The following is a 13297-nucleotide window of genomic DNA, read 5'->3' on the forward strand; positions in this document are numbered from 1 at the left end:
AAGCTCATTCTGAAAAAAAAATTGGCATTAGGACGACGTTCTTCCGAGAAGATCAAGGTGAATTTTACGCTGTCGGGCTACTTCGAGCTTGAGGCGTGCAGCTCAAAGCTTGTTGCTTTGCTATGCCTTTACCTCAAAGGGAATGCGGAAGTTGCAGCCTGCTTTGAAGTTGGTGCAGCCGTAAGCTGTTTTGCCCTTCACGATCTTGCCCACATTGCATTTGGGGCACGTGCTGTCTTCTTTGATTTCGGTGCTTAAAACGATTGCCGAATCATCATCAATCAAAAGCCGGCCGTCAATTTTCAGATCGTCGTAGGTGAAGCCTTTTATCAGCGGGCTTTTCTTTTTACCGGCCAGGGCTGCGACTTGCTTATCCGTTAATTTTTTACCGAACAGCTCGAAGGGAATCATAAAGCGGCAGCCGTTTTTCCATTCCGAGCATCCCCAGGCTGAGTTGCCTTTCAGGAGGTTTCCGTTACCACATTTGGGGCATGAAAGGTTTTTAGCGGCTTTGGCGGCTTCTTTTTTCTTTTGCTGCTTAGCTTCTTCTTTGGCTTTGGCCCTCAGTTTTTCTTCGTCCTCCAGAATGGTGATTTGTCGGCGTGGCGAAGTTTTCACCTGGTTAATTACCTCCGATACCATCTGCTTCATTTCGTCCATAAACCGGGCAATGTCGAGCTCGTCGTTCTCAATCTGGCGCAATTTACGTTCCCACTGGCCGGTTAGCTCGGCCGATTTCAGCATATCATTTTCAATGCTGGCAATCAAATCAACTCCTGTAGGCGTGGCCACCAGTCGTTTGCGTTCCTTTTGGATATAACGGCGGCGGAACAGCGTTTCAATAATGTTGGCCCGGGTTGAAGGGCGACCGATGCCGTTTTCTTTCATTAGTTCCCGTAGCTCATCATCATCCATATTTTTGCCGGCTGTTTCCATGGCACGGAGCAGCGTGGCTTCGGTGTAATACTGAGGCGGTTGAGTTTGCTTTTCCTGTAAATCGGGTTGATGCGGGCCATGCTCGCCGGTGGTGAAGGCCGGTAAAATACGATCTTCGCTTTTATCGTCTTTGTCGTCATTTTTAAAGACAACACGCCAGCCGGGTTTTAGAATTTGTTTGCCGGTTGCTTTAAAAGCATGCTTGCCGATACTGGCTTCCACGGTGGTGTTGGCCGCCTGACAATCGGGGTAGAACACCGCAATAAACCGGCGGCAAACCATGTCGAAGACCTTCCGTTCAATTTCGGTTAGGTCGATGCGGTTTTGCCCCGTTGGGATGATGGCATGGTGATCGGTGATTTTCTTATTGTCGAACACCTTTTTCGATTTTCGAATCTTCCCGGCCTCGATGACGGGCTGGGTCAGCGATTCGTAGCCCTTCATATTTTTCAAAATAGAAGGCACTTTCTTATAAATATCGTCCGATAGGAAGGTCGTATCCACACGCGGATAAGTCGTCACCTTCTTCTCGTAGAGCGACTGAATGGTGCGCAGCGTATCGTCGGCACTGAGGCTGAATTTCCGGTTACATTCCACCTGAAGCGAAGTCAGGTCGAACAGGCGCGGCGGATGTTCGTTGCTCTTTTTCGTTTCAATCTTGCCGATATACAGGTCGATGCCTGAGATTTCCTGCAGCACGGTTTGGGCATCTTCGGGCTTTTGAAAGCGGCCGCTGGTTGCCGAAAACACGGTGTCGCGATACAGGGTTTTGATTTCCCAGTAGGGGACAGGCTTAAAGTTCTCAATTTCCAGCTGGCGTTCCACGATCATGGCCAGCGTAGGCGTTTGCACGCGGCCAATTGAAAGCACCTGTTTGTTTTGTCCGTATTTGAGGGTGTAGGCGCGGGTGGCATTCATCCCCAGCAGCCAGTCACCAATGGCACGGGCGCTGCCGGCCTCGTACAGCTTGTCGAAGTCGGCAGCATCCATCAGCTTATCGAACCCCTCGCGGATGGCTTCTTCGGTTAATGATGAAATCCACAGCCGCTTGATCGGGGCTTTGGCGATCGCTTTGGTTAACACCCAACGTTGAATGAGTTCTCCTTCCTGGCCGGCATCACCACAGTTGATGATTTCGTCGGCCTCGTGAATGAGCTTTTCCAGCGTTTTGAATTGCTTTTGCACACCTTTATCGTCGATTACTTTAATGCCGAAACGGGGTGGAATCATGGGCAAATAACGCATGTCCCAGTATTTCCATCTGTCGGTATAGTCGTGTGGCTCTTTCAGGGTGCACAAGTGCCCAAAGGTCCAGCTAACCCAATAGCCATTTCCTTCGAAGAAGCCGTCGCGGCGGGTTTTAGCACCCAGGATCTGCGCAATTTCTTTGGCAACACTTGGTTTTTCGGCAATGCAAAGTTTCATTCGTGGCAATTCGGATTTGTCGTGTTTGTTTGAATGTTAGGTATTTCGGATTGTAGTCGGTTGGCGTAGCTCAGACCAGCCGGATGCCATCCTCCTCAATGGTAATTAAACGTTGTTTGTAGAGCGAGCCGATGGCTTTTTTAAAGTTTTTCTTGCTAATTCCGAATAATTTTGAGATTTCGTCGGGCGCTGTTTTGTCATTGGCCGGAAGAAAACTGCCGGCTGCTTTTAGTTTGTCGAGCACCCCTTGGGCAATGCTGTCAATCTTTTCGTAGCCTGGTTTTTGAAGTGCCAGGTCGATTTTTTCGTCGGGACGAATGTTTTTGATGTAGCCCTTCAGTTTGTCGCCTTGTTTGAGCGGTTGAAAAACTTCATTTTTAAAAATCAGTCCCCAATGGCTATTGTCGATGATGGCTTTGTATCCCAGGTCGGTTTTGCCGGCGATAATCAGGTCAACTTCCTCGCCCGGTTCGTAATCAACCGGCAGGTTGTCCACAAATTTATCGAGTTTTGAGGAGCCCACGATGCGTTGTGTTTCGTGGTCGAGGTACACAAAAACCAGGTAGCTGCGTCCTTCTTCCATGGGGAATTGCTGTTCGCGGAAAGGTACCAGCAGGTCTTTTTGTAAACCCCAGTCCATGAAGGCACCAATGGGGGTTGTTGAAACCACCTGTAGCATGGCGAACTCGCCAACCATTGCTTTGGGTGTTTCGGTTGTTGCCACCAGCCGGTCTTCCGAGTCGAGATAAATGAAAACATCCAGCTCGTCGCCTGGCTGACACTCCTCGGGAACATAGCGCTTCGGTAATAAAATTTCGCCTTGCGGGCCACCGTCCAGGTAAACACCAAAGTCAACGGTTTTAACAATTTCCAGTTTGTTGATTAAACCAATCTCTGCCATAAATTTGTTTTTGTATGTGTGCAAAGGTAGTGCTTTCAGCCGAGATTACCCGCCCTTTTAATTGGCACAACAAAGCAAGGTGAACTGATATGAAAAGTGGGTGGATTAATAGCTTTTTGTCTCATGGCTGTGCTGAAGGTGTAATAAAACGATTATTTTTGTAGCAAACAGGAGCAATCCGGCAATCGGTAAATCCTTTGGCAGGGGAGGGAAGCCGGAAATGTGAGCAATAAATTTTATGAAAGAAATGGAACGAAGCAGCGGCGTGCTGATGCACTTGAGCTCGTTGCCGAATCAATACGGAATTGGCACTTTGGGTAAAGATGCCTGGGAGTTTGTCGATTTTTTGGCAGAGACCAATCAGCGCTTATGGCAAATTCTGCCGGTGGGGCCTACGGGCTACGGAAATTCACCATATCAGTCGTACTCGGTTTTTGCCGGCAATTTACTTTTTATTAGCCTGGAGCAGTTGGTGGAGGATGGTCTGCTGGAAGATGATCGTCTGGCGCAGTTGCCCGAGATGTCGGTACATCAGGTTGAATACGACTTGGTGCTGCAGGAAAAAACACTTGTGCTGCGGGAGGCCTACGAAAACTTCAAACTTAATTTTGACGATTGGAAAGAAGATTATTATACCTTCCTGGGCGAACACTCGTGGTGGTTGACCGACTATGCCTTGTTTCGTGCGCTGAAAACAGACAATGACGACTTGTGTTGGAATGCCTGGCCGGATAAGCTCCGTAAACGCGATTCGCACGTGATTGATATGGCTTTGTTGGAACAGGATGACGAGGTGAATTACCATCGTTTTGTACAGTTTATCTTTTTCCGGCAGTGGTTTCAGCTGAAGAACTATGCCAATTCTAAAGGGGTGCTCATTTTTGGTGACCTGCCGCTTTATGTGTCGCTGGACAGCTCGGATGTATGGGGTAACCCGGACATCTTCGAGTTGGATGAGCAAGGGCAGATGACTCGGGTTGGTGGTGTTCCGCCCGATTATTTCAGCGAAACCGGTCAGTACTGGGGCTGCCCCGTGTTTGATTGGGATCGTTTGGCCGAGCGGGAGTATGACTGGTGGGCTGCCCGCATTCATTTCAACTTGCGGATGTTCGATTTGGTGCGCATTGACCACTTCCGTGGGTTGGAGTCGTTTTGGTCGATTCCGGCATCCGAAGAAACGGCCATCAACGGCACCTGGGTTCCGGCTAAAGGGCGTGAAATGTTGCGTTTGCTGAAAACACAGCTGGGCGATTTGCCGGTTGTTGCCGAGGATTTGGGGATTATTACCCCCGAAGTTGAAGCGCTGCGCGATGCTTTCGGGCTGCCGGGGATGAAGGTGTTGCAGTTTGCTTTTGCCGGCGACGAAACCGATGTGAACCTGCCGCATAATTACGGCACTAATTTCGCCGTTTACACCGGCACACACGATAACGACACCACCCTGGGCTGGCTGAAGTCAGCGACCAAACAGGAGCGTAAAAGCCTGAAAAAATACTACCGCGGGAGCTGGAGCTCCATGCATCACCGTTTGTTGGAAAGTGCCTGGGCATCGGTGGCCCGCATTGCAATTGTGCCCATGCAGGATCTGCTGGAGTTGGATGGGAAACACCGGATGAACACCCCGGGTACGGTTGAAAACAATTGGGAGTGGCGAATGGAGTGGAAGATGCTGAAAAAAAGTCAACGCGATTTCCTGGCCGAGCTCACCCGAAAGTACAATCGGGTGGTCAACGTTCAATAGCCTTTCCTGCCGACAAGCCCGAGTGAAATTGAGCCGTGGAGCTAACTCCAAAGGTTACCGCGCTGCGGCGATTGCCGTGGAGCTAACTCCAGGAGGTGTTGAGAGTAAACGGCCATGACTCCTGTATTGCTGGAATTAGATGAAGTTCACCAAGGCATCCATAAACAATTTGGGTTGTTCGGCATGCAGCCAATGTCCGGCGTTGGGGATAGTGGTGATTTGTGCTTCGGGGTAAATTTCTTTCACCATTTTCACATCCTCTTCGGTCAGGTAATTCGATTTGGCTCCGCGGATGAACAATACCGGATAGCTCAAGATGGGGATGCGATCTTCGAGCCAGCGGTAGTTCATCCCGCTGATTACCTCGTCGAGCGAATCATAAAGCACTTCAACATTTACCCGACATTTAAACCGCTTGGTCTCTTTGTCCAGGTAGATGCTTTTTAGCAGAAACATCACCAGATCCTGGCTGCCCAGCTTCAGCATCAGGAACTCCGCGATTTCGTCACGCGACTCGTAAGCCTCGCAATTGTTCTGCAGTTCCATGAGCGTTTCCAGGATCAGCTGATGTTGATAATATTGGCTGCTTTCACCCAGATCCAGGTAGTCCTTGGGGGCAATGTCGGCAATAATCAGTTTTTCAATCTTCTCGGGGTATTCGGCTGCAAAGTACATGGCTGCTTTTCCGCCCATACTGTGCCCAATAACAATCGCTTTCGAAATATTGTGTGTGTCGAAGAACTCAGCCAGATCTTCTTTCATCGCCTCATAAGTATGCTCATCGGCATTGGGCGAGCGGCCGTGGTTGCGCTGGTCAATCAGGTAGACATGATGGTGTTTGCCCAACTTCTTGCCAACGGTCAGCCAGTTGTCCGACGAGCCGTACAGCCCATGAATAATTACAATGGTTTTGCCTTGTGAGCCTTCTTCCCTGAAAAATAATTCCATCTGTTGTTTGTTTCCTGCAAAAAAATGAAGGCGTAGCGACCGGTGCTTCTGTTTCACCGATGGATACGCCTGTTTGAGTTGTGTGTTGAATGAGCATAAGAGCAATTTGGAGCACTTGCTTCTTAATCCGCATACCCGAACCTGGTTGCTAGGGTCTGAGACAGTCCATATATTCCTTAATGGTTTGGTGAAGCCCCAGGTAAAGTGCATCAGCAACCAACGCGTGGCCGATTGAGACTTCATCGATGTCGGGAATCATGTCGACCAGATATTTCAGATTCTTCAAATTGAGGTCGTGCCCGGCATTGATGCCCAGCCCCAGGGATTTGGCAACTTTGGCCGCTTCAACAAAGGGAGCAACGGCTTTTTCGGCATCCTCCATATATTGGCTGGCGTACGGCTCGGTGTATAGCTCAACCCGATCGGCACCAAGGCGGTAGGCCCCTTCAACCATCAGCGGGTCGGGATCAACAAAGACTGATGTCCGGATTCCGGCTTCTTTTAGTGTTTTGATGATGGGACGCAGAAAGTCAGCCTCCTGAATGGTGTTCCATCCGTGGTCTGAAGTCAGCTGCCCCGGCTTATCGGGCACCAAGGTTGCCTGGTCGGCCTTCACATCAATCACTAATTTTATGAAATCTTCACTTGGATAGCCTTCGATGTTTAATTCGGTGTAAATGTGTGGTTTAATATCGTATACATCTTGTCGGCGAATGTGTCTCTCATCGGGGCGAGGATGAATGGTAATCCCTTCAGCGCCAAATTTCTGACAATTAATGGCGGCATCAACAACACTGGGCATCGAACCACCTCGCGAATTTCGCAGTGTTGCTATTTTGTTTATATTTACACTTAGTCTGGTCATAATAATTAAATCGATGTGCAAATTTACAATTTAATTGTTTGAACCTGAAAATTAAGATTGAAAGAATTGTTAGCAAGAGAACTCATATCAGATGTAATTCCGTCATTGCGCCTGACCGACAACGGCCAGAAAGCATTGAACTGGATGGAAATTTTTCGTATTTCGCATTTGCCCATTGTGGACGATCATCGCTATATTGGCCTGATTTCGGATAAAACCATTTACGATTTGGATTTGAACGAGGTTGAAATGGCTGATTGCTGCGATAATTTGCTGCAACCTCACGTGCATCGAAATCAGCATATTTACGAAGTGGTGTCCATTGTCTCGGAGATGAAGCTTTCGTTGGTGCCGGTTTTGGATGACGATCACCAGTATCTGGGCGTGATCAGCGCAACCGACCTGGCACATAAATTTGCCGATTTGGTCGCCGTGAAAGAGCCCGGAGGTGTCATTGTGTTGGAGCTCAATCCGATCGATTATTCCTTGTCGGAAATTGCCCGGATTGTAGAGGGTAACGATGCCAAAATCTTAAGCTTTTACGTTTCGAGAGCCGAAAATGCGAATCAGCTTTTGGTGACCTTAAAGGTGAACCAGATGGATCTGTCGGGTATTATCCAGACCTTCGTGCGTTTCGATTATACCATACGTTCGGTTTTTATGGATGAAAGCATCCTGAAGAATATGTATGACGATCGATTTGAATTATTAATGAAATACATGAATATTTAGAATTAAGCATGACGAGCGTAGCTGTTTTTGGACTCCGTATTGACTCTTCCTTTATGCCCGACCTCAATCGGCTGTTTGCGCTGCTTCACGAGCGCGGCATTCCAATTTATATTTACAAACCTTTTTACGACTCCATAGAGGATCGTTGCTCCTGCAACTCGGGCATCGCAGGTTTTTTCACTTTTGGCTATGAGTTGCCCGAGTCGGTCGAGTTTCTCTTCAGCATTGGCGGCGACGGAACGCTTTTGAAGTCGATGCTAACCTTGAAGAATAAATCAATCCCCGTGATTGGCTTTAATACCGGGAGATTGGGCTTTTTATCGGCCATTTCGAGGGAGGATATGGCTGAAGCCATCGAGATGATCTTTGCCGGGCAGTATGAAATTGAAGAACGTTCGGTGCTTCAATTCGAAGAAGGTACCGATTTATTTGGCGATTTTAACTATGCGTTAAACGAGGTTACGGTCACTAAAATGGATAATTCATCCATGATAAGTATTCATACTTTTTTAGATGATGAATATTTAACAACCTATTGGGCCGACGGGCTGATCATCAGTACGCCGACCGGTTCAACGGCTTATTCGTTAAGTGTGGGAGGACCTATTTTGCCGCCAAATTCGAACAGTTTCGTGATTACGCCTATTGCGCCTCATAACCTAACCATGCGGCCGATTGTTGTGCCCGATAATTGCCGTATTCGGCTGAGCGTGGAAGGGCGGGGGCAACAATTTTTGTGTTCGCTTGACTCGCGATCGCAAGCCATCAATTTCCCGGGGACGGTTGAAATTCGAAAAGCCAATTTTCAGGTTAAAACACTGAAACTCCCGGGTTATGGCTTCTTTAGCACTTTGCGTAACAAATTGATGTGGGGAACCGACCGTCGAAATTAATTTTCTGACTTAACAATTTTTAACCTCAATTTGGGTTTTATAGTATGCGGCAAGCATGATGTTTTGAGAATTATATTACTTTTGTAGCCTTTGGAAGGTGTTATGTTCAGATGTAATATTGATGCTTGAAACAACTGGCAATGCTGTCTTTTTTCAACCCGTTCATCAAAAAAAAGATTGTACATGAAAAGATTGTTTCTCGTAGTCTTGGGCTTGATCTTAATTCAATTTGCACAAGCTCAACAACAAACAGCTGACATCGGCCTTTGGGGTGGCTTAGGTACATATTCGGGTGATATGACCTATGTCAAAACATCAAGTTCTTTGGGACCCGCTGCCGGAATATTTTTGCGCTATAATTTTAATCCGCGCTATTCCATCCGGGGGACCGTCATGTTGGAAAGAATGAAAGCTGAAGGTGAATACGAATCATCAGCCTGGGCGTTCAGTAAAACAGTTACCGACGTCTCGGCCATGTTCGAATTCAACTTTTTTAAATACATCATTGGAAGTAGTAAGCATAGCATTACAACTTACCTGATTGGCGGATTGGGTGTAAGTATGTATCCTTATCAGTTTGACGCGGACTCATTAAATGCCGTTGGTGCTTATGTTGATCCTGCTGCTGACGATAAGAATGTTGCTGCGTTAAATATTCCCTTTGGTTTTGGGGTTAAATTTAATATCGGCGAAAGATGGAGCGTGGGGCTGGAAAGCCAGTTTCGGAAATATTTCGACGATCGAATGGATAACCTGGATGATCCTAAAGCTTTTGTTGATCCAACAACCAATGTTTTGACAGAGTACCGAAGTACACTCCATAATAATGATTGGACCTATCATCTGGGGGTGCATGTTTGCTACCGGTTTTACCAGGGAGGCAAAAAATGCCCGGCCTATGATAATATAAATTAGAATGACTTTGAAAGATAAACTTAATACGAATAAGATCCCTGAGCACGTCGCAATTATCATGGATGGAAACGGTCGATGGGCCGCTTTACATGGCAATGAACGTGTATTCGGACACGAGAATGGAGTCGAGTCTGTTCGCTCTGTAGTTGAAGGAGCTGCCGAAATCGGTATTAAGTACCTTACTCTTTACGCCTTTTCCACCGAAAATTGGTCGCGCCCGCAAGCCGAGGTCGACGCCCTGATGGGACTGTTGGTGCACGCTATAAATAATGAAACAGAAGAGCTGAAGCGAAAGAATGTCAAGCTGAGTATGATCGGCGATGTGAATAGCTTGCCTGGCGAAGTGCAGCAAAAATTGAATTGGTCGATCGAAGAGCTGAAAGACTGCAACGGGCTTCAGTTGGTTCTGGCGCTAAGCTACAGCTCCCGGTGGGAGATTACTGAGGCAATGCGCCAAATCGCAGTCGATGTGAAAGATGAAAAGATAGAACCTCAAGATATAAACAAAGAACTAATTGATAAATATTTAGCTACGAATGGAATCCCCGATCCTGAGTTACTTATCCGCACGAGCGGCGAAGCTCGAATAAGTAACTTTTTGTTATGGCAGATCGCCTATACCGAGTTTTATTTTACGCCGGTATTATGGCCCGACTTTAACAAGGAAAACTTGTTTGAAGCGGTGTACGACTTTCAAAACAGAGAACGTCGTTTCGGAAAAACCAGTCAACAAATTGTGAGCTAAACAATAATCAGGAAATGCACAAAATCAAAATTTTCTTCGTATTCCTTATGATGAGTGTGGCTGCCTTTGCTCAGGAAGAAGGTACCAACTTTTCAATTTACTATTCAAGTCCAAAGAAATATACGATAGCCGATATTGAAGTTGTCGGAATTCGCTATTTGGATACGAACGTGTTAATTCAGGTCTCCGGACTAACAGTAGGGGAGGAAATTACCGTTCCGGGTGAGGAAATCTCCAACGCCATAAAAAAGCTTTGGGGAAATCAGATGTTTTCTGACGTTCGTATTGAAGCGACCAAAGTTGTCGGAGATCAAATATGGCTGCAAATTCAGTTGCAGGAACGGCCGCGCCTGGCGGATGTGAATTTCTTTGGTGTCAGCAAATCGGAACGCGATGATATTACAGAACGCGTATTGTTATTAAAAGGTAGTCAGGTTACCGATAATCAACTGATTAATGCAGAGCGAATTATTTCCGGAATCTTTCACGAAAAAGGATTCTTGAACACGGAGGTGAACATCGTTCAACGTGACGATACAAGCCAGGTAAATAGTGTTATCCTGGATATAATGGTGGATAAAAAGGAAAAAGTTAAGGTTGAACAGATTGTTTTTCATGGTGTTGGAAACTTAAGCGATAGTCAATTGCGGAAGGCCATGAAGAAAACAAATCAACGCGGAATAAGGAACTTCTTTCGTACTAAGAAGTTTCTTCAAGATAAATATAAGGAAGACAAGGGGTTAATTATTGATAAATACAATGAAAGAGGATATCGCGATGCTACCATTGTAGCCGACACGATTACTCCTTTGCCAAATAGCCGCGTGAAGATTGATATTTATCTTGATGAAGGCGATAAATATTACTTTGGTGATGTTCGATGGATGGGGAATACCGTGTATCCTTCTGATTATCTGGATGCTGTGCTTGGTGTGAAGAAGGGGGATGTGTTCGATCAGAAGACTTTGAACAAGCGCTTGAATGAAGATGAAGATGCAGTAAGCAACCTTTATTTAGATAACGGTTATCTTTTCTTCAATCTCGAACCGGTAGAGGCTAGTATTGAGGACGATACGATTAATTATGAAATGCGGATCTACGAAGGAACGCAAGCAACTATTAATAAGGTAATTATTGAAGGGAATACAAAAACTCATGAGCATGTGGCTCGTCGTGAGTTGCGGACCTACCCGGGTGATCTTTTTAGTAAGGCACTGATTATTCGTTCAGTACGTGAGTTGTCGCAGTTAGGACACTTTGACCCTGAAGCAATTAATCCCGTTCCGGTTCCTCATCCAGAGGACGGTACGGTAGATATTAAATATGAGCTGCAGGAAAAGGCAAACGACCAGATTGAATTGTCAGGTGGTTGGGGGGCACGTATGTTTGTGGGTACCATTGGTTTACGTTTCTCTAACTTCTCCGTTCGCAATATCCTTAACAAAGAGGCCTGGCGTCCGCTGCCAACCGGCGATGGACAAACCCTGGCAATCCGCGCACAAACCAGTGGAAAATTTTATAACTCATACAGCCTTTCATTTGTGGAGCCTTGGTTAGGAGGTAAAAAGCCAAACTCATTCTCGATTTCACTTTCACGTTCTCGGGTAAACTACTCTGCAAATAATTATTATAACAGTAGTTACAGTCCTTATGGAAGTGGTTACTCCAGTTATAATTATGGCTACGGCTACGGTTATGGATACAATTACGATTACGAAGAATCGTCGGCTGATCAAATTCAGATCACTTCGTCTGTTTCTCTCGGTTATGGTTACCGGTTAAAATGGCCCGATGATTATTTTCAGGTTTATCACGAAGTAGCCTACCAACGTTACAAGTTGCAGAACATGGCCAACTATTATTATTTCCTGAGTGATGATAATGATGACGGAAGTGGGCAATTTAACAATTTGAGTTTCAAAACAACTTTTGCCCGAAACTCAGTTGACCAACCACTGTTCCCGCGGAGCGGATCGGAATTTTCACTTTCGTTACAATTCACTCCTCCATTTTCGCTGATCAATGGAGTTGACTATAGTCGAACGGATTTGACAAGTGAAGAAAGGTACAGTTGGATTGAATATCACAAGTGGAAATTCAAAGGTGGATGGTATACTCCTTTGTCTAAAAACAGAAACTTGGTTTTGCGCACGAATGTAGAGTACGGATTCCTCGGCTATTATGATAAGGATAGGCGATCGCCCTTCGAGAGGTTTAGGGTTGGTGGATCCGGAATGTCGGGATACAATTTTTATGGTGCCGACATTGTTTCACTGCGTGGTTATCAGGATTATAGTATGAGTCCGACCACAGGTTCGAATATGTATGATAAAGTTACCCTGGAGTTGCGCTATCCGGTTACCTTGAAGCCTTCGGCCACGATCTATGTGCTTGGTTTTATGGAAGGTGGGAACGCGTGGATGAACTTCGAAGACTATAATCCATTCGATCTCAAGCGATCAGCGGGTCTCGGTGTGCGAATATTCCTGCCGATGTTCGGTCTGATGGGGATTGACTGGGGCTATGGTTTCGACGATATTAACGGCGACGATTCCGTCTCCGGAAGTCAATTCCACTTTGTTATTGGACAGCAGTTCTGATACTTAGCGCTTTGGCTTGGATTTTGTGTTTATTGGTTTTCAGTAGGAACAATTAAATGGAACACACATGAAAAAGATCGCATTTATTGTTGCATTTCTGCTTGTTGCAGGTGCGACCTGGGCACAGAAATATGCCTTTGTAGATACAGATTATATTCTGGAAAATATTCCGGCCTATACCGCTGCTCAACAGCAATTGGATCAGATTTCCAATCAGTACCAGAAGGAACTTGAAACTATGCATGCTGAACTGGAAAAAATGTACAGTGATTACCAAACCGAGGCAGTCTTGCTATCGGATGATATGAAACGCAAACGCGAAGATGTAATTATTTCGAAGGAGAAGGAATACAAATCCGCTCAGCGACAGTATTTTGGTCCCGAGGGAGAACTGTATAAAAAGCGTGAAGGATTTGTTAAGCCCATACAGGATGATATCTTCAATGCAGTGCAGGAAATCGCAAACGAAGGCAGTTATGCCGTGATTTTTGACAAGTCGGGAGGAATGTCGATGTTGTATACCAATCCGAAGTTCGACTTAAGCGATCAGGTTTTGCAAAAACTTGGTTATAAGAATTAATATTCTAAATTTGTTC

At 46.0% G+C, this 13297-nt stretch carries 11 protein-coding genes; 7 read left to right on the forward strand and 4 right to left on the reverse strand.

What is annotated here, in order from left to right; genetic code table 11:
* Positions 1 to 120: 120 nt before the first annotated feature.
* Together C8N47_RS04905 and C8N47_RS04910 are read right to left on the reverse strand one after the other, a co-directional pair.
* Entirely contained in the window at positions 121 to 2361 is a 2241-nt protein-coding gene (locus C8N47_RS04905) for a type IA DNA topoisomerase (protein ID WP_107821414.1), read from the reverse strand.
* A 70-nt stretch (positions 2362 to 2431) separates the two neighbouring features.
* Positions 2432 to 3262, reverse strand: a complete 831-nt coding sequence (locus C8N47_RS04910) for a CvfB family protein (protein ID WP_107821415.1) — start codon at positions 3260 to 3262, stop codon at positions 2432 to 2434.
* A 247-nt stretch (positions 3263 to 3509) separates the two neighbouring features.
* Here C8N47_RS04910 and malQ point away from each other — a divergent pair, with 247 nt between their 5' ends.
* Positions 3510 to 5003: a 4-alpha-glucanotransferase gene (gene malQ, locus C8N47_RS04915; protein WP_170111294.1), complete on the forward strand. Its 1494-nt coding sequence runs from the start codon at positions 3510 to 3512 to the stop codon at positions 5001 to 5003.
* Positions 5004 to 5138: 135 nt separating this feature from the next.
* Here the strand turns inward: malQ and C8N47_RS04920 are convergent, their stop codons facing one another.
* Together C8N47_RS04920 and C8N47_RS04925 are read right to left on the reverse strand one after the other, a co-directional pair.
* On the reverse strand, positions 5139 to 5951 hold the full coding sequence (locus C8N47_RS04920; RefSeq protein ID WP_170111295.1) for an alpha/beta fold hydrolase: 813 nt from the start codon (positions 5949 to 5951) through the stop codon (positions 5139 to 5141).
* A gap of 148 nt (positions 5952 to 6099) precedes the next feature.
* Entirely contained in the window at positions 6100 to 6816 is a 717-nt protein-coding gene (locus C8N47_RS04925) for a pyridoxine 5'-phosphate synthase (RefSeq protein WP_107821418.1), read from the reverse strand.
* Positions 6817 to 6873: 57 nt separating this feature from the next.
* On the opposite strand from C8N47_RS04925, the gene C8N47_RS04930 reads away from it, so the two are divergent.
* The 6 genes from C8N47_RS04930 (at position 6874) to C8N47_RS04955 (ending at position 13281) form a co-directional block, all read left to right on the forward strand.
* Positions 6874 to 7548, forward strand: a complete 675-nt coding sequence (locus tag C8N47_RS04930; protein WP_146161433.1) for a CBS domain-containing protein — start codon at positions 6874 to 6876, stop codon at positions 7546 to 7548.
* 8 nt (positions 7549 to 7556) lie between these two features.
* Positions 7557 to 8441, forward strand: a complete 885-nt coding sequence (locus C8N47_RS04935) for an NAD kinase (protein ID WP_107821420.1) — start codon at positions 7557 to 7559, stop codon at positions 8439 to 8441.
* 183 nt (positions 8442 to 8624) lie between these two features.
* Entirely contained in the window at positions 8625 to 9356 is a 732-nt protein-coding gene (gene porG / locus C8N47_RS04940) for a type IX secretion system protein PorG (RefSeq protein ID WP_107821421.1), read from the forward strand.
* A gap of 1 nt (position 9357) precedes the next feature.
* Positions 9358 to 10101: an undecaprenyl pyrophosphate synthase gene (locus C8N47_RS04945; RefSeq protein WP_107821422.1), complete on the forward strand. Its 744-nt coding sequence runs from the start codon at positions 9358 to 9360 to the stop codon at positions 10099 to 10101.
* A 14-nt stretch (positions 10102 to 10115) separates the two neighbouring features.
* The gene (bamA, locus tag C8N47_RS04950) at positions 10116 to 12701 is read left to right on the forward strand and encodes an outer membrane protein assembly factor BamA (RefSeq protein ID WP_107821423.1); all 2586 of its coding nucleotides are present in this window, start codon (positions 10116 to 10118) and stop codon (positions 12699 to 12701) included.
* 67 nt (positions 12702 to 12768) lie between these two features.
* Entirely contained in the window at positions 12769 to 13281 is a 513-nt protein-coding gene (locus C8N47_RS04955) for an OmpH/Skp family outer membrane protein (protein WP_107821424.1), read from the forward strand.
* Positions 13282 to 13297 lie beyond the last annotated feature (16 nt).

The sequence above is a fragment of the Mangrovibacterium marinum genome (assembly GCF_003046625.1).
GTDB classification, from domain to species: Bacteria; Bacteroidota; Bacteroidia; order Bacteroidales; family Prolixibacteraceae; genus Mangrovibacterium; species Mangrovibacterium marinum.